General features: G+C 38.7%; 20 protein-coding genes and 1 tRNA gene. 8 read left to right on the top strand and 13 right to left on the bottom strand.

Annotation, left to right across the window (positions count from 1 at the left end; translation table 11 throughout):
* Nucleotides 1-13: 13 nt before the first annotated feature.
* The 6 genes from ACXJIN_RS01450 to ACXJIN_RS01425 form a co-directional block, all read right to left on the bottom strand.
* The gene (locus ACXJIN_RS01450) at nt 14-928 is read right to left on the bottom strand and encodes a carbohydrate kinase family protein (protein WP_456398918.1); all 915 of its coding nucleotides are present in this window, start codon (nt 926-928) and stop codon (nt 14-16) included.
* Between the two features lie 153 nt (nt 929-1081).
* Nucleotides 1082-1777 (bottom strand): queuosine precursor transporter, encoded by a 696-nt coding sequence (locus tag ACXJIN_RS01445; protein ID WP_456398916.1) that lies wholly within the window; start codon nt 1775-1777, stop codon nt 1082-1084.
* Nucleotides 1774-2175 carry a preQ(1) synthase gene (gene queF, locus ACXJIN_RS01440; RefSeq protein WP_456398914.1) on the bottom strand — a complete coding sequence of 134 codons (402 nt, stop codon included), beginning with the start codon at nt 2173-2175 and terminating at the stop codon, nt 1774-1776. The genes ACXJIN_RS01445 and queF overlap by 4 nt, the downstream gene beginning before the upstream one ends.
* A gap of 5 nt (nt 2176-2180) precedes the next feature.
* Complete coding sequence (locus tag ACXJIN_RS01435) at nt 2181-2804, bottom strand: NUDIX hydrolase (RefSeq protein ID WP_456398912.1); 624 nt, start codon at nt 2802-2804, stop codon at nt 2181-2183.
* Nucleotides 2805-2864: 60 nt separating this feature from the next.
* Nucleotides 2865-2941 (bottom strand) — tRNA-Pro (locus ACXJIN_RS01430).
* Nucleotides 2942-2987: 46 nt separating this feature from the next.
* Complete coding sequence (locus ACXJIN_RS01425) at nt 2988-3227, bottom strand: FmdB family zinc ribbon protein (RefSeq protein ID WP_456398911.1); 240 nt, start codon at nt 3225-3227, stop codon at nt 2988-2990.
* A 179-nt stretch (nt 3228-3406) separates the two neighbouring features.
* Here ACXJIN_RS01425 and ACXJIN_RS01420 point away from each other — a divergent pair, with 179 nt between their 5' ends.
* The 3 genes from ACXJIN_RS01420 to ACXJIN_RS01410 all read left to right on the top strand — a co-directional run bounded on the left by ACXJIN_RS01420 (nt 3407) and on the right by ACXJIN_RS01410 (nt 7538).
* Complete coding sequence (locus tag ACXJIN_RS01420) at nt 3407-4951, top strand: radical SAM/SPASM domain-containing protein (RefSeq protein ID WP_456398910.1); 1545 nt, start codon at nt 3407-3409, stop codon at nt 4949-4951.
* 95 nt (nt 4952-5046) lie between these two features.
* Nucleotides 5047-6600, top strand: coding sequence for an FGGY-family carbohydrate kinase (locus tag ACXJIN_RS01415; protein ID WP_456398908.1), 1554 nt, complete (start codon nt 5047-5049; stop codon nt 6598-6600).
* Nucleotides 6601-6605: 5 nt separating this feature from the next.
* Entirely contained in the window at nt 6606-7538 is a 933-nt protein-coding gene (locus ACXJIN_RS01410) for an alpha/beta hydrolase family protein (RefSeq protein ID WP_456398906.1), read from the top strand.
* A 45-nt stretch (nt 7539-7583) separates the two neighbouring features.
* On the opposite strand, the gene ACXJIN_RS01405 is transcribed toward ACXJIN_RS01410, so the two are convergent.
* The 5 genes from ACXJIN_RS01405 to ACXJIN_RS01385 all read right to left on the bottom strand — a co-directional run bounded on the left by ACXJIN_RS01405 (nt 7584) and on the right by ACXJIN_RS01385 (nt 13167).
* A complete protein-coding gene (locus ACXJIN_RS01405) occupies nt 7584-8597 on the bottom strand; it encodes a BMP family lipoprotein (RefSeq protein WP_456398904.1) in 1014 nt (337 codons plus the stop codon).
* A gap of 396 nt (nt 8598-8993) precedes the next feature.
* Nucleotides 8994-9395: an OsmC family protein gene (locus ACXJIN_RS01400; RefSeq protein WP_456398903.1), complete on the bottom strand. Its 402-nt coding sequence runs from the start codon at nt 9393-9395 to the stop codon at nt 8994-8996.
* Between the two features lie 185 nt (nt 9396-9580).
* Nucleotides 9581-10648, bottom strand: a complete 1068-nt coding sequence (locus ACXJIN_RS01395; RefSeq protein ID WP_456398901.1) for an arsenic resistance protein — start codon at nt 10646-10648, stop codon at nt 9581-9583.
* Nucleotides 10649-10831: 183 nt separating this feature from the next.
* Nucleotides 10832-12736 (bottom strand): oxidoreductase, encoded by a 1905-nt coding sequence (locus ACXJIN_RS01390; RefSeq protein WP_456398900.1) that lies wholly within the window; start codon nt 12734-12736, stop codon nt 10832-10834.
* Nucleotides 12737-12762: 26 nt separating this feature from the next.
* Nucleotides 12763-13167 (bottom strand): DUF134 domain-containing protein, encoded by a 405-nt coding sequence (locus tag ACXJIN_RS01385; protein WP_456398899.1) that lies wholly within the window; start codon nt 13165-13167, stop codon nt 12763-12765.
* A gap of 306 nt (nt 13168-13473) precedes the next feature.
* Between ACXJIN_RS01385 and ACXJIN_RS01380 the strand changes: the two genes are divergently transcribed.
* Nucleotides 13474-14586: an SLC13 family permease gene (locus tag ACXJIN_RS01380; protein WP_456398897.1), complete on the top strand. Its 1113-nt coding sequence runs from the start codon at nt 13474-13476 to the stop codon at nt 14584-14586.
* Nucleotides 14587-14603: 17 nt separating this feature from the next.
* Nucleotides 14604-15422, top strand: a complete 819-nt coding sequence (gene ispE / locus ACXJIN_RS01375) for a 4-(cytidine 5'-diphospho)-2-C-methyl-D-erythritol kinase (RefSeq protein WP_456398896.1) — start codon at nt 14604-14606, stop codon at nt 15420-15422.
* Nucleotide 15423: 1 nt separating this feature from the next.
* Here ispE and ACXJIN_RS01370 read toward each other — a convergent pair whose 3' ends face one another.
* On the bottom strand, nt 15424-15828 hold the full coding sequence (locus tag ACXJIN_RS01370; RefSeq protein ID WP_456398895.1) for a S1 RNA-binding domain-containing protein: 405 nt from the start codon (nt 15826-15828) through the stop codon (nt 15424-15426).
* A gap of 85 nt (nt 15829-15913) precedes the next feature.
* Complete coding sequence (locus ACXJIN_RS01365) at nt 15914-16897, bottom strand: aspartate-semialdehyde dehydrogenase (protein ID WP_456398893.1); 984 nt, start codon at nt 16895-16897, stop codon at nt 15914-15916.
* A 134-nt stretch (nt 16898-17031) separates the two neighbouring features.
* Here ACXJIN_RS01365 and ACXJIN_RS01360 point away from each other — a divergent pair, with 134 nt between their 5' ends.
* From ACXJIN_RS01360 to ACXJIN_RS01350, 3 genes are read left to right on the top strand one after another with little or no spacing between them, the layout of a single operon-like run.
* The gene (locus ACXJIN_RS01360) at nt 17032-17595 is read left to right on the top strand and encodes a histidine phosphatase family protein (protein WP_456399089.1); all 564 of its coding nucleotides are present in this window, start codon (nt 17032-17034) and stop codon (nt 17593-17595) included.
* Between the two features lie 13 nt (nt 17596-17608).
* Nucleotides 17609-19507, top strand: coding sequence for a BACON domain-containing protein (locus tag ACXJIN_RS01355; protein WP_456398891.1), 1899 nt, complete (start codon nt 17609-17611; stop codon nt 19505-19507).
* Nucleotides 19508-19522: 15 nt separating this feature from the next.
* Nucleotides 19523-20365 (top strand): hypothetical protein, encoded by an 843-nt coding sequence (locus ACXJIN_RS01350; protein WP_456398890.1) that lies wholly within the window; start codon nt 19523-19525, stop codon nt 20363-20365.
* Nucleotides 20366-20369: the final 4 nt, after the last annotated feature.

Here is a 20369-nt window from a genome sequence, read left to right as displayed (position 1 = left end):
AAGTTAAACCAACTCAGGTGCTCAATGATTTTTCCACATCTTCAAAATGTGGAAAAGAAGAAAAGGCACCTGTTTTTTTCGCAGTAAAAGATGCTACCACATTGCCCACTTCACATGCACGCTCAAGAGTATGAACGTCAACGTTAAAACGATCCTTCAAAAGGCTGTAAATCATACCCGCACAAAACGCATCACCACATCCTGTGGTATCCACAGCATCGGTTTTTACGGCTTTTACGTGAATCATCTTTTTTTCAATTACAACGTCCGCCCCTTCAGCGCCCTTAGTTATAACAGCTGGAACACTAAGATAACGTATTGTTTCTATTATCTTGTTTAGATTAAATTCATGAAATAAAGCATGGGCGTCTTCCAAACTCAATTTCACAACATCTGCAATTTTCCAGCCTTTAAATATGTTTTTAACGTATTCTTCTTCATTTTCAGCTACATTTCTTCGGTAATTTGGATCAAAAGTAACGAATTTTCCGGCTTCTTTGAATCTCTTTACGAGCTCGAAAATAGCCTTGACAGAAGAAGTGGCAAGTGTAATAGAGCCAAAATGGATGGCTTCGAATTCATCGACATCGATATTTGAAAGCTCTTCCACTTCCAAAGAAGAATCCGCCGTGCAACGGTTGAATATTTCAAAAGAAGGTATTTCATCATGCATGAATACGAATGAGAGAGTTGTATGCAAATTATCCGAAGTCAAACTATTCGAAAGATCTACTCCTTCCGAAAGAAGAGTCTCTTTGATCATCCTTCCAAAAAGATCATTTGAAAACTTCGTTACATACCCTACTTTTACTCCAAGTCTTGAAAGTCCCACGGCCACATTTAAGGAGGAACCTCCCACATGGGGTTGAAAGCCACTTTCATTTTTAAAAAAATCTATAAGGTTTTCTCCTATAACGCATACTTTCATAATTGTCCTTGTTTATTCGATAAATTAGGGGACCTTACGTCCCCCAATCCACACCCTGCGAGTAACAATTCACTCCGCTTTTTTTAGTATAACACTATAAATATTCGATGTCAAGAAATCGATTTAGTCAACCTGTGCGTTAATGTTAAAAAGTCAATCTATTTTCAAACCAACCGGATTGTATTTTTCTCCATAATCGTACGTATCTATACCTTCTATCTTTTTCACTTTGAAGACGACAAAATAGGTTAAAGGTGTTGCGATTACTTCGTATATCACCTTAAAAAGATATTGCGCTACCATAAGAAACAAAAGGTTATGCGCCGACATAAGGCCGGTAAAAGCGATCGTGATGAAAATTACAGTATCGGCACCTTCACCTATGACAGTCGACCCTATTGTTCTTGTCCACAACCATTTTCCTTTGGTTAGTATTTTCATCTTGCTTAGCACCATGGAGTTCAAATACTCTCCTATGAAATAAGCGGTGATAGAAGCCAACACGGCTCTTGGCGCAAGCCCCAAGACAAGGCTGTAAGATTTCGCTTGCGATTGCCACCAAATAGGTGCTGGCAAGGTATTGACTAGTAAGAAAAAAAGTGCCATAAAAACATTCGCTCCTAAACCCAACCAAATGACAAGTCGCGATCTCTTGAAGCCATATACTTCGGTTAATATGTCACCAAATATGTAAGAAATTGGGAATATCAAAACGGCACCGGGTAAGGTGATTCCCCAAAAATTCACAAGTCTTCCCGCCGTAACGTTAGCCACCAGCAAACACGTAACAAATAGTACCGCCAATCCAACGTAGAGAGGGGTGATTTTCTTTTGATTAGATGAGGTCATTTCTTTTCTTTATCTCCTTTTTCTATGATCGTTGTAGCGTCAATGCCACCTCTTGTGTTGTAAATCACCGTGATTTTCATCCATCTAGGTTCTAATAGATTGTAAAGGTCGTCGAATATCCTTTGAGTTGCCCTTTCCTGATAAATTCCAACGTTTCTAAAAGATATGAAATAGTATTTCAGAGATTTCAACTCCACGATCTTATCTGTGGGAATGTATTCAATGGAGATCTTTGCAATATCTGGTAATCCAGAAAAAGGGCAAACTGCTGAAAATTCGTCAGTTTCGTACTTAACTATTTCTCCGTCTTTGTTATCAAATTGTATAGTTTCTAAAACATCAGTTTCTATCGCACTTTCGTCCACAAAATTGTAAGTTCTTCCTTCTGCTTCTGGCATACTATTCACCTCATCAATTCATTTATAAAACCATCGTCATTTAAGATGATTGAAGACCAATTTTCAAAAATGCCATCACATTCTTGAAGCTTTCCTGTTTTTGGCTTGTACAAACAGATTTTCTTTATCTCATCCGAAATCTCGAGATTTTCAAAAGATTTCATGCTCATTCTTGCAATGTAAACATAACCAACATGAACGCGTGAAACTGCATCGTTATCGCTGAATATGTATCCAGCAAATCTCAATTCAGATGATTTTATTGGATATCCTATTTCTTCTTTTATTTCACGGCACGCGGTTTCTTGAATATTTTTGTCTTGCATGTTAGAATGTCCACCAAATCCAACTGACAATTTGTTCAAAAGTCTGTCTTCACTTCCTTTTCTAACATAAGTCAATATTCCCTTGAAAATGTCATCATCGGAAACCTCAAAAACAACGTATGGAATAACCTGTAATTTGGATTCGTCTTCTTCCAATTCACCGCGCTTGGCAAAGTGTGTATCTATTTTCAAATTTTCATCTTTTCCCCTTTTGATAAAGCCCGTGGGCTTTCCAATAACTTCTTCTAATTCTTTTCTCAATACAAACCTTATCACTTCATCATATTTTTCTTTTGAAAGCATGATGTCCTCCATTCTTATCTTTAAAGCCTAAACAAAACCCACCAATAAAGGTGGGTTCTTTGGTCGGGGCGACTGGATTTGAACCAGCGACCTCCTGCGCCCCATGCAGACGCGCTAGCCATCTGCGCCACGCCCCGGCACACATATTTAGCATACCATAAAAGAAAAATATTTTCAATACCCTTATGATTTAGACTTAACCGTTTCCTTTGCTTTAGAACTTTTCGAAGAATTAGAAGAGGACGATTTCTTACTGTCTGTAATGTAGTAACCGCTCCCTTTAAAAACGACTCCAACATTCCCTATTTGCCTTACCATTTTGCTTCCACAGACATCACATATAACGTTATCGGCATCTGATATCTTTTTAAGCAACGTAACTTCATGACCACATTTTGGGCATACATATTTGTACAATGGCATGAAATCGCCTCCATTCTTCTGTTTTTTTACCGTTTACATTTTAATGATAGCAAAAAAACTTTTCAAAAAAAAGAATTTTTCATGCACTTCTTGACATTTAAGATCAATTAGGGTACAATTGATAAGAAAAGTTTTTGACCGAACGGTAAAAATTCATTTTTTGAAAGGAGAGATAAAAGATGGGTATAGGAAGCACCATCAAAGATAAAGCTACAAAGTTAGCGATAAGCGCGGCAGTTAGCAAATACGTTAATTACATATCGAAAGATCCCGAAAACAATTTTGATAAAGCCATAGAATCTTTGATGAAATTGGAAAGAACGATAGGAGGAACTAATAACCTATCTAAGTTCGCTAAGTGGACTGAAAAAAACCCAGGTTCAAGGGCATGGATAATAAGCCTCTTCAAAAAAGACAAAGAAATAGTGAAAAAATTCTTCATAAATTTCCTTGTCAACGTCAATTTGGCTTGGATGAAATACAACAAAGAGGAAACCGTTAAAAAGAACGGCTTTGCCGCACCTTACACCATTTTGATAAGCCCTACAATGAGATGTAATTTGGCTTGTAAAGGTTGTTATTCTGCGAATTATACGAAAAACGATGACATGCCCATTGAAAAAGTGGATGACATAATTCAACAGGGTAAAGCAATTGGAACTTACTTCTACACATTCTTAGGAGGAGAACCATTCTTAAGATGGAACGAACTGTATCATCTTATTAAAAAGCACGACGATTGCCTTTTCCAGATATTCACAAATTCCACATTCATAACGGATGAAGTTGCGGATCAGATCAAGGAGCTGGGAAACGTTTATCCGGTTTTAAGTGTTAACGGATGGGAAAAGGAAACCGATGAAACGAGGGGAAAAGGCGCTTACAAAAAGATCCTTGCCGCAGCCGACAAATTGAAAGAAAGAGGAATCATTTACGGAAATTCTTTCGTTTTCATGAGAGATAACTTTGAAACGCTGACATCTGACGAACTTTACGATTTCTGGATAGACAAGGGAGCTTTCTTTGGTTGGCTCTTCTTGTTCATGCCAGTTGGCAGAGATCCTATTCCAGAATTGATGCCTTTACCGGAACAAAGAAGAAAGATGGGAGATTTCGTTAGAGATCTTAGATCGAGAAAACCGTACTTTTTGATGGACTTCTGGAATGACGCTCCAAGTGTTGGTGGATGTATTGCAGGCGGAAGACGTTACATTCACATTAACAACAAGGGAGACGTTGAACCCTGTATATTTGCGCATTTCTCCACGGACAATCTTTATGAAAAAAGCCTCGTAGAAGCGCTTCAATCTCCATTCTTGACTGATATCAGATTCCATCAACCACATTCAGATAATTTGTTAACGCCTTGTATGATCATAGATAATCCATGGGTGCTCAGAGAAGTTGTCAAAAGACACCATGCTATCGCAACTGATGACAGTGAAGGTAAGATAATAGATAAACTTGCTCCAGTTTTGGATGAATACTCCAAAGAAGTACACAAAGAACTCGATCCTGTTTGGGAAGAGAAATTCAAAGATCAAATCGAAGAGATAAAAGAAAAAGGCACCACTCATGGTGAAGGTTTAGATAGATTGTGGTTCCAGAATCATCCAGAAGAAATAAAACACTGGGCAGAAAAGTATCCGTTCATTCTTGAATATGACTTTTTGCAAGAAGCTATAAAGAAAGTCGATGAACTTTCAGAAGCGGAAGTAAAGTAAAAATCAGGGATGTATAAAATGTATAATAGAGACCCAATAAGGGTCTCTATTTTTTGCTGAAGTAAAAAATGACAAAAAAGGGTGATTAATGAGCGGTGAATGTTCTTTCCATAGATTGTGGAACACAAAGTTTGCGAGCTTTTTTGATAAATGAGCATGGAGAAATCCTAAAAAAGGCCCAGGTGGCGTATGAGCCATATTTCAGCAAAAAGCCTGGTTGGGCAGAGCAAAATCCACTGGTCTATTGGAACGCACTTGTAAAATCTGTTAGGAGTGTAGTAGATAGTACCGAGCCGAATGAAGTTTATTCCATTCGAGCCATAACCGTAACCTCACAGCGCGCAACAATGATCATGGTGGATAAAAACGGAGAACCTTTAAGAGACGCGATAGTTTGGTTAGATCAAAGAAAGGCCTATTTCGATGTGCATATCCCATTTTTGAAAAATATTGGATATAAATTAGCAAGAATGGACGAAGCAATTAAGATAGCGCAAAGTGAGGCGAAGATAAATTGGATAAGGCAAAATGAGCCCCACATTTTAAAAAAAGCGCACAAAGTTTTATTCCTATCAGGATATTTGATATACAAATTAACCGGTCGATTTGTGGATTCAAACGCTTCTCAAGTTGGCTACCTTCCTTTCGATCATAAGAAAGGTGCATGGGCAGATCCAAATGACATAAAATCTTTAATATTTCCAGTTTCAGGGGAAAAATTAGTTGATCTGGTCAAACCATCCCAAATTCTTGGGGATCTAAAAAACGATGCCGCAGATATTCTTCATCTTCCTCCGAAAATTCCGGTAATCGCATCGGCATCGGATAAAAGTTGCGAAACCCTTGGTGTGGGAGCTATCACAGAAGACTTTGCAAGTTTGAGTTTCGGGACAACCGCCACAATACAGGTTACCACTCAAAAATACTTTGAACCGATAAAGTACATGCCGTCCTATGTGGCGGCTATTCCGGGATATTACAATCCGGAGGTGGAAATATTCAGGGGTTTTTGGATGGTGAAATGGTTCAAGGAAGAATTTGGCTCAAAAGAAGTGCAAAAGGCGATGGAAAAAGGCGTAAGTCCAGAAGAGCTTATGGACAATTTTTTAAGAGATGTTCCTGCAGGCTCTTTGGGACTCGTAGTTCAACCCTATTGGACTCCTGGACTGAAAATGCCAGAAGCCAAGGGAGCAATTATAGGTTTTGGAAGCATGCATACAAGGGCACATCTTTACAAAGCAATAGTTGAAGGGTTGGGATATGCCCTGCTTGAAGGGAAACTCAAGATAGAGAAAGTTGGAAAGATAAAGATAAAAAAGTTGGCAGTTTCTGGAGGTGGAGCGCAAAGTAACCAGGTGTGCCAAATAATATCTGACATATTCAATTTGCCGGTTTACAGAGGAGAAACTCACGAATCTTCAAGTTTGGGGGCTGCAATAGATGCCTTTGTGGGACTCGGGGTGTACTCCACATTTCAAGAAGGAGTGGAAAAAATGGTAAGATATGCCAAAATATTCAATCCCAACGAGAAAAATGCTGAACTTTATTCCCAAATTTTCAATGAAATATACAGGCATATGTACGATCATCTTAAGCCACTCTATCAAAAAATGAAAAGCCATGTGAAATACCCAGAACAGGAGGAATGACACGAATGTTGTACGATTACGATAAAATAGACATGTCAGGGGCAAAAGTTATTTCAGTTGAGAGGAAAGAGGCGTATACCGTCGAACACATTATTTTCCCTTCACCTTATCCAACAGATGTGGAAGAAGCGAAAAAAGTCCATGTTTTTTTGCATCTGCCTATTTCACATTCGAAAGGAAAAGTTTTGTTTCTGCATGGCTTAGGTGATAGAAATATAAGATACCTCATGTGGTTTGCACGGTATTTCGCTTCTCATGGACTTATCACCGCTTTTATGATCATGCCATACAATCACATAAGGGCTTCAAAAGAATATCCCGCTGGCTCTTATTACATGGAAGCGGATACGGCAAAAGCAGTCGAACGCTTTAGACATGCTGTAATGGATGCGCGAAGCACGTTGGATCTGTTGGATGAAAGGTTTCCAAAATTTTCACATACTCATGTTATGGGTATATCATTCGGTGGAATGATAGCGACTATTTCCGCTGGTGTGGATGAAAGAATAGACAAATTGTCTCTCGCCATAACTGGCGGGAATTTCAGGTATATAAATTGGCTTTCTCCCATAACTGAAGAAGTGCGAATCAAATACAAAAGGGGAGAAAATCATGATGGGTGTGGGACGCTTGAAAAGTGCATAAGAGCCCATGAAAATTACATGGATTTTGTAAAGAGTATCAAAACACAAAAGGATGTGTACAAGGCACCATGGAGATGTTTCACATACGATCCCATCCCCTTCGCGCCACTTTTCAAAGGAAAAGTTATCATGTTTAAAGCGGCCTTCGATAAGATAATGCCTTTAAATTCAACAATGCAGCTTTGGGAAGCTTTTGGAAAGCCCAAACTTTATACCATCCCTTCAGGGCACTTTTATTCCATAGTTTTCAAGAGGCCAATTGCACGAAAAAGTCTGAAATTTTTCATGGAATAAAAAAGGCCAACTTTTAAAGTTGGCCTTTTTACAAGCAAAAGAAGTTCAAAAACTTATCTGCGGTACTTGGAAAGAAGAAAATTCCTCTTTTGTCTGGGGAACTTTTAGCTTTCCCTCTTCTATCATTTTCTCAAGCACTTTTAATTCCTTAAAAACGTGTTTTGGAACAAGGTGTTTGGTGTAAGTCATAGGGCTTATTCCAATTCCTCCATTTTTAAGAGAAAGTACCTTGGTTTTTCCAACAAAAGTTCCGTCGTAAACGGATTTTATCCCGTCGAACACGCCTATATCAACTCTCTTTATGGCGCTCACCAAAACGTGACCAGGGGCCAGATAATCTTGATCCTGATCGGCACCTATGGCAAAGTAACCTGACGGTTGATCTTTCATTGCATCTATCACGCCAAGCCCGCTTAAACCGGCAAGTTGAAAAACTATGTCCGCGCCTTGAGAAATCTGACTTTCAGTTAAAGATCTTCCAGCCGAAGGATCGTCAAAACTTCCAACATATCCAGAAATAACCTGTACATTAGTTCCGTGGAGAACGTTGTAAGTTTCAACACCAGCTTTGTAACCGTACATGTAGCTCTCAACAGGTGGGATTGGAATACCACCAACAACACCTACTTTGCCTGTCTTTGTCATTGCTGCGGCTATGTATCCAACCAAAAAGCCACCTTGTTGTTGATCGAAGATAAAACTCTCAACGTTTGGAATTCCTTGAATGGAACCATCTATGAATATGAATTTCGTGTTTGGAAATTGAGGAGCAACTTTTTCAACGGCGTCCTTTATAAGAAATCCTACCGCTACAACGGCATCAGAAATTTGGGCGGCCGCCGTTAAATTGGGTATGTAGTCTGATTGCTCGTAAGATTGAATGAGATTCGCCGTTACGCCAAGTTTTTTGACAGCCATCTGAACACCGGCCCATGCGCTGTCATTAAACGATTTGTCTCCAAGCCCGCCGGTATCCGTAACAAAAGTTACGGTTAAGGAAAAGCTGAGAGTTCCAATTATTAAAATCAGTACCCCCATCCAAACAAGATATTTCTTCATACTACAACCACCCCTTCACTTTTAAATTTTCATACGGTGTTTGTAACGTCAATTGAATTATACAGAATCGTGACGATTTTATCAACATTTGTAGGATTAAGATTTGCCTTCCATTCATTTTTTCTTGGTTTTTCAACATTGAATTTCATTGTAGAGCAGAATCAAAGTGTTAATATTATATGATTTCAGTGCCTGATCCCTTTCAATATTAACATGAGAATTGGGAATCATTATTTCCCTTAAAAATTCTGGTTCTCATCAGTTTAATGAAAAGGAGCGAATCCGTTCTCTGACTAGGACTTCGAGAAAAACCACTTTTGCCGCTTGGAAAGCGGTATTAAAATCCCAAAGGATGCTATTATTCGAAATATGTTATCCACACAAATTCGCAGAGAACTAAAATTCTACCTTTCCAGTAATATCCACAGCATCTTTTAAAGTGTTGTAAACGGTGCTATATTTAAGAGCGTATTCCATAAGACGATCTATTTTCTGTTTCTCCGCATTTGTCTTTAGAAAAACGATGTACTCCATTTTGATTATTTTAGGAGGATTTGATCTGCGATATCCCGTGATTTTTACATCTATGCCATCAATTGCCAATCTCATTTTCTTTGAAAATTTCTGAATATTTACCATCAAACATGATGCCAATGAATTCATAACTATTTCGGCCGGCGAGTAACCGTAAGTGTGTTCACCTTCAGGAATGGCATCTGTAAGCTGCTTTATACCCCTTGCGCTTGTTAAAGCCAAACCTTCTTCGATCAATTTTTCTTCTAATTCGTATTTTTCCATATTTGGCACCTCTTTTTGTTTTTTGAGACTTTTGTAAAGAGAAGATGATAAATTCTCATCGTTCTTTTAATGAGTGTACCATGAATTCGATTTGAATAAGTCTCCCAAAATCGGGAGGAGTAACTAAAACTTCCCCAGCTTTTCAAAAACTGGGGAAGTCAAGTACGTAAAAATGTGAATTGAAGCTAAACTTCTTCAATTTCTTCCTCAATTTCATGAAGTTCGTATTCGTTGACGAGCTGTGGAGATCTTTTTGCAAAGCGCCCTGCAATTTTCCAATGCAGTTTCATGTACGTTACCAAAAAAGGAATTTGAAGAAGTGGTGTTATAGCCGCAGGAACAGCTGCCAAACCTATTCCAGCGCCAAGTGCAATGGCCATTGCGGTTCCTTCGTTTTTTCCAACGGACGTAAACGTTATAGCCATATGATCCCTGTATCTTACCTTAAAAGCCACGTCTACAAGTGTAAGAAGTATCAGGGTTATAGCGTAATAAGCTGATAAGGGAGCCAACGCTATGAGAATAGCGTGCCATTTTCCAACTATCATCGTTGCCTTTTCCATGAATATTAAAAAGATGATCGCGTACATCCCTAACAACGACATCACGGGGAAAGATGCCTTAGCCTTGGCAAATGATTTTTTTCCGCCCTTCAAGAGTATCGACTCTCTCGTGGCATATCCAAGAGTCATCGGTATAACGACGATCATTATTATGGTTTTCAAGATTTGAAACATGGGCGCTGGCACGTGATAGCTACTTCCAAATATGGAAAGCCACATTGGAACTGTTACCAAAGCGAGTATGAAGGAAATCGCAACTAAAATAGTTGCTAACTCCGTATTCGCCTTTGACAAACCAGTGTAAGCGATCGACATTGAGGAACAAGGAACTGCCACCGCTAATATTAACCCAAATGCCAGATAAGAATTTACAGGTATGATCAAAGAAAGCAAGTACATAATAAGAGGAGGATAAACCAATCCCATCACCAAACCAAAAAGGAGAAGTTTCCACATTTTAAATGAGTTTTTCATTTCTCCCATATTCAATCCAACCATCATTGGATAAATCATGCTAAGAACAACTACAAGGTTCAGAATGCTGAAGATGGACTTGCTGGCAGCTATTTGGTGGTGCAACGGTAGTCCCAACAGCAATCCAACAACCATGGCAATTGGAACGTAAACTGGTATGAATTTATCAAGATGTTTCTTAAACTTTTCCATCTTCCCTATTTCTCTTTTTTCCATTTTCATTCACCCGCTTTCAATTATTTTTGTCATATGCTCAAAATAAATTTTACTCTTTCTTTTGTAAAAAAACAAGACATTAGTGTTTTTTTCTGTTAAAAAAAGATTATGTGCGTGTGGCGTTTCTTCCTAACAAAAGAAAGGCAAAATTATTGCCTTTCTTTTGTGAAAAATCACAGTCAATTACGCTTCTATTCCAGCCGCATAGCCATCTCTCACGGCTTCAACGAGTTTTGCAACCCTCACGGCATCCCCCACCACTCTGATTGGAACAGGGAGTTTCTCAAAAGTTCGTGGTTTGCCACCAAAAGCAACTACAAAATTGTCAAAAGGTATTTCCTCAATCTTTCCATCTTTTTCAAACTTAACAGAATTATCAGTTAATTCTTTTATCTTGGAAGATGTCAAAACTTCAACTTTGTGCTCTTTCAACTCATTTAAGAGATAATTTCTGCTTATTGGTTCCATCCCTATTGCAATGTCTGGAAGCATTTCCACAATTGTGACGTCATGTCCCTGTTCGGCAAGGTAAAGAGCAGTTTCACAACCAACTAAACCTCCACCACCCACGACTACCTTTTTGCCTTCCACTTTTTTTCCTTCCAGAACAACCGGGTAAAGTAAAACGTTCGGCCCATCGATTCCCTTTACCGGTGGTACAAGTGGATCTGAACCAATTGCTAGTATTACCTCATCGGGATTTTCACTCATCACGGTTTTTTCGTCCGCGTAAGTTGACGTCTTAACTTCAACGTTTAGCTCTTTCAATTCATTTTCATAATATTCTATAAGCCATCTCATCTTGTCTTTTCCCGGAGGAACGGCCGCCCATCTTATGGCGCCTCCCAACGATTTTTCTTTTTCGAATAAAACTACTTTATGCCCTTTTAAGGCCGTCACTCTTGCGGCTTCCAATCCGGCAGGGCCTCCGCCCACAACAACAACTTTCTTCTGTTTTGCCGCCGGAACCACGATTTCATAATCACGTTCCTTTCCCACATTTGGATTTACTCCACATCTTATTGCCGTTCCCGCAGCGTGCCTAGAAACTATACATTCCGAGCATCCAATGCATTTTCTGATGCTTTTCTCTTTTCCGTACATCGCCTTTACAGGCCAATCCGGATCGGCAATAAGCGTTCTTCCTAAAGCAACGATGTCTGCCGTGCCGTTTTCGAGCAATTCTTCCGCAACTTCTGGCTCTCTTATCATTCCAACGGCAATAACCGGTATTTTTACTCCATTGTCTTTCAAAATTTTTGCGAAGTTAGAACGCCAGGCCTGTGGATAAGCCATCGGTTCCAATCTTTTTTCTTTGTTTCCAAATCCAACATCCGCGTGTAAAGCGGCATATCCGTATTCTTCAAATTTTTTCGCTATTTCCACTCCATCTTTTTCGGGTGTAATGCCACCGTCCACATAATCGATAACGCCAAGTCTTGCGGTAACGGTATAATTCGACCCGCAAAGAGCCTTTATTTTATCTATTATGAGCTTTGCAAATCTTGTGCGATTTTCAACGCTTCCACCGTATTCATCTGTTCTTTTGTTTGCGACTGGTGAAAGAAATTCGTTTACCAGCAAACCGTGAGCCGCCTCTATTTCAACACCATCAAATCCGGCCTTTTTTGCAATTAAAGCTGCTTGTGCGAACTTGTCGGCAACTTTCTCTATTTCCTCTTTATTCAGCACATGTGGGTGTTTCCCATCTAGCCTCAAAGGTACATCGGATGGGGCTATTGCCGGCAAATGAGATGCGAAAAGCCCTTGATGGGTAAGTTCTACAAAAGCAAGAGCACCGTACTTATGTATCTCTTCTACCAAATGACTCAGGCCAGGTACAAATCTTTTGTCATCAAATCGTGGCTGTGTTGCTCCCTCCATCGTTGCTGGATAATCTATGCACGCGTTTTCAAGTGTTATGAGTGCAGCACCACCTTTTGCCCTTCTTGCATAGTGGTATATGAGTTTGTCCGTTACCTCTCCACTTACGCTTGCAAGATTCGTTGAAATCGGTGGAAAAATTATTCTGTTTCTCAACGTTAAGCTTCCCACCCTGATTGGTGAAAATAGTTTTTCGAATTTCATACTATGATTCCTCCTTTTTTACACTTTCAATCTTCTATCTTAAGAACATGAACATTTTTCGCGTGGCATTCAGGGCATTCATTTCCTTCATAATTTTCGGGAACTTTCCATATTTTACCGCAGCTTTCACATTTCATGAGTTTAATTTTTCGGCATTTTTCATCAAATTTTCCCGTTCTAATCTCTTTTATGTTCACAAGCGCATCGGCTATTTTCCTGTGTGCCGACCTGACGATCCTTCCAAACGTCTGACGCGAGACTCCCATTATCTCCGCTGCATCTTCTTGATACATTCCTTCAAGGTCCGCAAGCCTTATAGCCTCTAGTTCATCTATTGTGAGCTCAACTTGGGCTGAACTTTTTCTATTTGGTTTAAAAATGGTTGGCTTTAAAGAATATTCAACTATCCTGTATTTTTTTGGCCTTGCCATTTTTCCTCCTTTGTTTTGGTCATATGCTCACAATCAATTTTATGCCTCTATTCTTTCAAAATTATAAAATAACTTTTAATTGTCTATGTTAACTTCGTCACAAAATGATTTTTGGGTTAAAATATGGATAACTAAAAGCGTGTGTCAATGTTACAAAGTGTTTGGATAAGGGATTGAATTTCATTTCAGAAATACTTGTCATAACATATAAGCAAATCCGTTTGGCATGACTAAAATTGTTCTTCGTAATGTTCATGCACAACATGGGCGAATAAAAGTACCTTACTTATCAAGGGCAGGATAAAAATGGGAAAATCGCTTGTTTTAAGCATTTTGAAAAGTGAAAAACTTTTTTTTATTCTCTTTTTTTTGATGATTATTCTAACTTTTTTTATGCCTTACAATTTTCTTAAGGCATTCAAATCCGTTGATTGGAACACCATCGAAGCGCTAGCTGGACTACTTGTGATAACAGTTTCTATAAAAGAAAGTTCTTTCTTTGACAAAATTTCTTCAAAGATTTTAGAGCACGTACATACGGAAAGAACTTTAGCAATGTCCATTATACTTCTTTCTATAATACTTTCAATGTTTTTAACAAACGACATAACACTCTTTATTGTGGTGCCAATCACACTGAGCCTGAAGAAGTTTTTTAAAAATGATGTGAGCAAATTGATCGTGTTTGAAGCTTTAAGTGTAAATGTGGGTTCGACTGTAAGCCCAATAGGTAACCCTCAAAATCTTTTTCTCTGGCATATGTGGAACACGGATTTTACTAATTTCATTGTAGGTTCTTTGCCACTTGAAATCTTTATGGTAAGCTTGCTTTTACTTTTCGCCTTGTTTATCTTCAAAAGGAAACCATTACTTTTAGAATACGACACTAAAAGCTTCCAAGTTAACTACAAACTTGGAATGGTTTCTATAATCATACTTATTCTGTACGTGATGATCATGCAATTTCACATGGAAGCTTTCTTCATCGCTCCCATTTACGCCTTTTATTTTTTTGTCAGAAAAGATATGTTGAAAAAAGTCGATTGGTTCTTGTTGGCGATTTTCGTACTCATGTTTGTGAATATATATTTCATCACCAAAATTCCATTGATCGTACTTTTAATTAAGCTCTTTTCTCCTTTTACACCCTCAAAAACCTTCTTACTCTCTTTAATATCATCTCAGATAATTAGCAACGTTCCAGCCGCAATTTTCGTTTCAAATTTTTCATCCTCGTATCTCGCTATAATTTACGGGGTTAACATTGGTGGAAATGGATTGATCATTGGTTCGCTCGCAAATTTAATCGCTTTAAGAATGAAAAAAGAAAAGGGAATGTACCTTACTTTCCACAAATATTCTTTTCCGTACTTCGTTGTGAGCGCTTTTATTGGATATTTAATGGTAAAATTCCTGTAGGAAGGGATGGAAAAAATATGATCTTATACGCGTATGCGAAGGTAAATTTATACCTTGCCGTTGTTTCAAAAAGAGAAGACGGTTACCATAACATATTGAGCCTCATGCACAACGTTTCGCTGCACGATAACATTGAAATAGTTGAAGGAGAAGAGCACTTCACATGCAACGAAAACTTAAAATGGGACGAAACGAACACCATCTACAAAGCTTTAAGAATTTTCGAAGAAGAAACCGGTCTAAAAGTGAAAATCGGTATAAAATTAAAAAAAAACATTCCCATGAAAGGCGGTCTAGGTGGTGCAAGCAGTGATGCGGCTGCGGTTTTGTGGTATCTATGTAAAAAATACTCAAAAATGAACCTATTTATGAAAATGGCTCAAAAGGTGGGAAGCGATGTACCATTTTTCGTAAAAGGCGGATGTGCCCTCGTTGAAGGAAAGGGAGAAAAGATAAGGGAATTGCCTCCATTAAGCCTCAAAGGGTATTTTTACTTTCCTACAAAGGGCTTTTCAACGCCGCAAATGTACCATGAAATAGACGAAAACGGGCTTTTTCAAAAGATGGGCGACCCTTTACAGTTGTACAACGCGTTAAAAAACAAAAAAATGAACGAAGCACGTTTCAATTCGTACAACGTTTTTGAAGAATTAGTTAAACGTCAAGATCCTCTCCTCGTGAAAAAGGCAAATGCTGCCCTTTCTTCGTGTGATCTTGTGGCGATGACAGGATCTGGCTCCACTTTTTACGGATTAGAGCTTATCAACAAATGTGAGAAAACAAAAGGCGAGGGCTTTTACCTTTTTTCAAGCCCTCGCAGTTTGCTCTATGAATAAATCAGCGATACCTTTCAGCTCTCCGCTTTAGATCGCCTGATTTTTGTTGACTGTCTTTCAAAAATTTCGACATTTTCTTCTCGAAATCACTTTGGCTATCTTCTTGCTTTTCGCTTCTCCCCCCTTTGTGCTCCTTTGAAGTGTGAACAGAAGAAGTTTCTTTCTTTTCCAAAACTTCACCGGCGTCTTTTATGGAAAGGTCTATCTTTCCATCATTGCCGACTTTGAGCACTTTAACTTTCACTTTTTGCCCAACACTAAGATAATCATTCGCATCTTTTATGTAACCATTTGCCACCTTCGAGATGTGCACTAAACCGTCAACACCTTCTTCGAGTTTAACAAAAACGCCGAAATTCTTTATCGAAGTCACAGTTCCTTCGACAATCTGACCTACTTTTACCATGCTTTCCTTCTGACAAAAAACCAGAAGTTTCCTCCCTTCGAATTTATATAGCTTGAAAAAATTATATCACATAAACCCGCCATTATCACGAATTGTTCAAAAGTTTTTCCAGTATTCTCACAGCGTTAGTTGCCGCGCCAACTCGCACGTTATCCGCCACATTCCAAAAGAGGATGGCCCTTCCGTCATGAGAAACCCTTATTCTTCCAACATGAGATTTGTCGCTTCCTCTTACCTCTATGGGAGTAGGATAATCTTCCCAAATCTCGACGTCTGGAGCTTTCGAAAGAACTTCTTTTATCTCTTTTAGGCTTGCTTTCTTTTCTAATTGCACGTACACGCTCTCACTGTGTCCGTAAATAACGGGAACCCTTACGGTTGTTGCTTCAACGTCACAATCGCACTCCATTATCTTTCGCGTTTCATTTACCATTTTCATTTCTTCCTCGCTGAAGCCATTTTCCAAAATATCTCCTATGTGAGGAAGACAATTGTTGGCTATCCTTTTGGGATAAATCCCCGGCTCGTAACTTTCATCCTTTAACTCCTCTTCTAATTCGACAATTCCCTTATGTCCACTCCCAGAAACTGCTTGTAGCGTTGTCACAACAACCCGCTTTATTCCAAATTCCCGTAAAATTGGATTTAACACCAATACCATTTGGATTGTTGAACAATTTGGGTTCGCGATTATACCACCGTATCCATTTAAAACATTAGAATTTATTTCAGGTACTACCAAAGGAATCTTTTCATCCATCCTAAAAGCGGATGAGTTGTCTATCACCGTTGAGCCATGTTTGGCGGCAATTGGAGCGAATTTCTTTGAAACGCTTTTTCCAGCCGAAAACAAGAGAAAATCAAACCCCTCTTTCATAGAATCTTCTGTTAACTCTTCTACGGTGTAATTTTTTTCTCTATATTTCAGCGCCTTTCCTGCAGATTTTTTCGAAGCAAAAAGTCTTAACTCAGCGAAATCGTATCTTCTTTCCTCTAAAACTTTTAAGATGGTTCTGCCAACTTCCCCAGTTGCCCCCACTATTCCAATTTTTGTTTTGTAAAAACTCAAGAAAACATCACCCCTTCCATTTTGGACCTATTTTAACATTTAATCCTTTTGTTGGTACTTGCCTTCGAATTGAAAAAGCATAATGCTATAATGTTTAAAGTACTAAAGAAAAGCCAAAGAGGAGGTGCTTCACGATCCCTCAAATATTTTTAGTCAGACACGGCCAGACTGATGCAAACCTTCACCACATAGTTCAAGGGCAAAGCGACACACCACTTAACGAAACCGGCAAAAGGCAAGCAAAAGAAGTGGCAATGGAGTTGAAAAGATATAAAGCCAATCTGATAATTTCAAGCGATTTGAAAAGGGCAAAAGAAACGGCTTGCATAATATCTAAAGAATGCAAAATTCCAATCGCATTGGACGAAAGATTGCGAGAAATGAAATTAGGCCTGTGGGAGGGGAAGAGCTTTGAAGAAGTGATGAAGCAGCCGTCCTCTGAAATTTGGGAAAAAACACCTTCAAAATGGAAAATTGAAGGCTCTGAAACGTTGAAAGAAGTGCAGGAAAGGATGGTAAGCGCAATTCAAGAATTCTCCGAAAAGTATGGAGATATAATAGTTGTCTCTCATGGTATAGCAATTTCTACATTTATAATTTACGTTAAGGGAATTTCTTTGGACAGCATGTGGAACTATTTGCCAGACAACACCTCTGTAAAAAAGGTAAAGGTTGATTTTCTAAGAGAAATAACTTAAGGGGGGATATACAATGAAAAGAGCAATTCTCACCTCTTTATTCATTTTAACGTGTGTTATATCTTTTCCCTTTCCACTTGTTACGCTATCCGTAACGCCAGCTTATCTGTTACCCGGTGAAAATGTAAAACTTGTGGCAACTCTTTCTTCAACGCAAGATATGAAATACGTGGTTATTAAACTCCTTGATAATTCTTCAACGATCACGCTTTACAATCCGGTGATTTCAGGAAAAAATTACATATGGAATTACGTGACATCGAAAAGTCCAAAAGACTACAAAGCTTTGGCAGAAATATTTCTTAATTCCACATCTACTGAAATTGTTTCAAACATCGCAACTTTCACAACGAATATTCCAGCTGCAAGTGTGAATTCAACTGTGATTTACGATAATTTTATAACCAATAGCGCTGCCACGGCTGAAGTTTCTATTAAGAATATTGGAAGCGAAGTGTTGAAATTTACAACTTATTCGTCTCCAAGCGAATTAAAAATCTCTCCTTCAAAAGGAGAGATAGAAAGCGGTCAAGCGCGTGAATTGAAGATAACCGTAAACGCTTCTCTTGTTCCAGGTCAAATTTATACCTTTGATGCATACACAGTTACAAATGATCCGCGAGAAAACATGAAAAAACTTTTATTGGCACGGATTTTAGAAGGCCCGGATGGCCTGGTGGTTTCTCCAATCTCCATCTCCAGCACTCGCGCAAGTGTGGGTAGCGATGTGAACTTTGATTTCTCAATTTTTCACTCCGGAATCACCGTTAAAAACGTTACCGTTATGTGGCATTTGCCACAAGGAGGGCAAAAAACTTTTTCGTACTATCTTCCATCAAACAACACTCATTTTTCTTCAACTTTAAGGCTGAGCAACGCCGGAGAATATGATCTTTCAACTGTAAAGATAAATTACATTTATCAAAATGAAGTCAAGACGTTTTACTTCTTCCCAAAAATAAAAGTTGAAGCGCTTTCTTCTTTCAAAAAAATGAGCTTAAACATTGGAAAAAATGATGCGGTTGTAAAAGTTATATCCCAAAGTACGCCCACAATTTACGCGGAAGATGGTAAAAATAAAAAGAAGTTAAGTATCATTCATCCTTCTCCTTCAACATGGACCGCTTTTTACAACTACTCCAAAATTGCCGGTCCTTTAACTTTCTACGCAACTTTTTGTGATGTAAACTACGTGCTATCTAAAACCGTAAATAGATACGTTGCAAATAGTGAAATGGCAGATCTTTCTTTCGATGATGAAGGGTGGCTTACCATCACAAAAGACACCTTTTCATCCACAAGTGTGATTGCGCTATTTTACGAAGGCAACGAAGAAAATCTGAGTTACTACAGCGCTTACAACTCTTTTATGCCAGTTTCAGATGTGGTTACCGTTGCCAGTAGCGCCACACCAGTAAAAAAATTCATCTATCATCTTCGAATAAACATTGCGATGGTTAACGGATTTTACGATAAACTGAAAATTTACAAAGAAGAAAATGGAAAATGGATAAGCGACAGCGCGACCCCAATTGTAATTCCCGGAGAAGGCATGGTCTCTTTTAAAGAAGATGCTGGAACTTACGCCGTTGGAATTTCTCCAAATGTTTCTTCCTCTTCAACTCCAAAGATAAACTCATTTGTGATAATGCCTCGAAAAGCTTTGGGAAAAACGGTTCAATTTTTCATTTCTGTAGACAAAGACTGTTATTACAAGCTCGAAATATACGACATGAGATCAAGTGTTGTCGATATTCAAAGCGGAAAAGCAATCAAGAACTTGGGAAATCTCATATACACTCTAGACACCAGCACACTTCCAAATGGATTGTACGTCGCCATTGTTAGCGTTGGAAGCTCGCCAAATGAAATAAGTGACAAGCAAATTGAATCATTTTCGATCGTCAAATAGCGGGAGATGATGAACATGAAAAAAATTGTGATTTTGGCGTCCATTTTACTCATTGGAGTGATTTCTTTTTCTTACACTTTGAACGAATTCAACGAACCTTCCACCTTTTCCAGGGCAATAGGAGGAGCGATTTACCCTCTCTACGAAGGAGCCCAATGTATAACATACAATCCAGCGGGCATGGCGAATGGCAAAGACGAAGCCTTTTTTTCGCATACCGAACATTTTTTAGGTGTCATACGAAACGAATTTTTGAGTACGACTTTTAAGGTAAAACGTTTTTCTTTTGGGGCATCCATTCAATACACTTATCCAACGGACGAAGAGCTGTACAATCAATACAAATTGACATTTGGTGGGGCTTACAAATTTCAAAACTATTCCCTCGGCGCAGAGTTAAATGCGTGGAATGGGAGTGATATAAGAAAAGGACATTCTTTGGATATTGGAACGATTTTAAAATTTGACAATGTGAATTTTTCTTTGACGGCGAAGAATCTTTTTGCAAGCATCACGTGGAACTCAAGCCCTGTTGAAGTTGAAGGGTACTCTCCAGAATTCGTGATGGGGGCGGCGTATTTCGGTTCTAAATTCACAGCCAGTTCGTACCTGAACTTAAGCTCAAAAGAATTTGGGATTGGAACGATATTCCCCATAACCGATTTTCTCCAAGCTTTGGCCGGATATAAAATGACACTTTCCAAATCCTTTTCAAAGGAATTGAGCTTCGGAATGAGAATTTCGTACTACGATTTCACCCTTGATCTTTCCTACGTTTTTAAAGATGCCTTTAAGTATGGTGATTCTATAAGCCCATTTTATATATCTTTAACTTATGACTTCACAAAAGGTGTGTGAAAAA

It is taken from the genome of Mesoaciditoga sp. (assembly GCF_054006115.1).
The sequence above is the reverse complement of the archived record's forward strand: the minus strand, read 5'-3'. Positions and strand labels throughout refer to the sequence as shown.

Bases quoted from the DNA above. Each gene is read 5' to 3' on its own strand.
- ACXJIN_RS01405 (WP_456398904.1), bottom strand. From the start codon at position 8,597: ATGAAGAAATATCTTGTTTGGATGGGGGTACTGATTTTAATAATTGGA.
- ACXJIN_RS01370 (WP_456398895.1), bottom strand. From the start codon at position 15,828: ATGGTAAAAGTAGGTCAGATTGTCGAAGGAACTGTGACTTCGATAAAG.
- ACXJIN_RS01445 (WP_456398916.1), bottom strand. From the start codon at position 1,777: ATGACCTCATCTAATCAAAAGAAAATCACCCCTCTCTACGTTGGATTG.
- ACXJIN_RS01350 (WP_456398890.1), top strand. From the start codon at position 19,523: ATGAAAAAAATTGTGATTTTGGCGTCCATTTTACTCATTGGAGTGATT.
- ACXJIN_RS01450 (WP_456398918.1), bottom strand. From the start codon at position 928: ATGAAAGTATGCGTTATAGGAGAAAACCTTATAGATTTTTTTAAAAAT.
- ACXJIN_RS01380 (WP_456398897.1), top strand. From the start codon at position 13,474: ATGGGAAAATCGCTTGTTTTAAGCATTTTGAAAAGTGAAAAACTTTTT.
- ACXJIN_RS01435 (WP_456398912.1), bottom strand. From the start codon at position 2,804: ATGCTTTCAAAAGAAAAATATGATGAAGTGATAAGGTTTGTATTGAGA.
- ACXJIN_RS01410 (WP_456398906.1), top strand. From the start codon at position 6,606: ATGTTGTACGATTACGATAAAATAGACATGTCAGGGGCAAAAGTTATT.
- ACXJIN_RS01395 (WP_456398901.1), bottom strand. From the start codon at position 10,648: ATGGAAAAAAGAGAAATAGGGAAGATGGAAAAGTTTAAGAAACATCTT.
- ACXJIN_RS01425 (WP_456398911.1), bottom strand. From the start codon at position 3,227: ATGCCATTGTACAAATATGTATGCCCAAAATGTGGTCATGAAGTTACG.
- ACXJIN_RS01400 (WP_456398903.1), bottom strand. From the start codon at position 9,395: ATGGAAAAATACGAATTAGAAGAAAAATTGATCGAAGAAGGTTTGGCT.
- ACXJIN_RS01355 (WP_456398891.1), top strand. From the start codon at position 17,609: ATGAAAAGAGCAATTCTCACCTCTTTATTCATTTTAACGTGTGTTATA.
- queF (WP_456398914.1), bottom strand. From the start codon at position 2,175: ATGCCAGAAGCAGAAGGAAGAACTTACAATTTTGTGGACGAAAGTGCG.
- ispE (WP_456398896.1), top strand. From the start codon at position 14,604: ATGATCTTATACGCGTATGCGAAGGTAAATTTATACCTTGCCGTTGTT.
- ACXJIN_RS01385 (WP_456398899.1), bottom strand. From the start codon at position 13,167: ATGGCAAGGCCAAAAAAATACAGGATAGTTGAATATTCTTTAAAGCCA.
- ACXJIN_RS01420 (WP_456398910.1), top strand. From the start codon at position 3,407: ATGGGTATAGGAAGCACCATCAAAGATAAAGCTACAAAGTTAGCGATA.
- ACXJIN_RS01390 (WP_456398900.1), bottom strand. From the start codon at position 12,736: ATGAAATTCGAAAAACTATTTTCACCAATCAGGGTGGGAAGCTTAACG.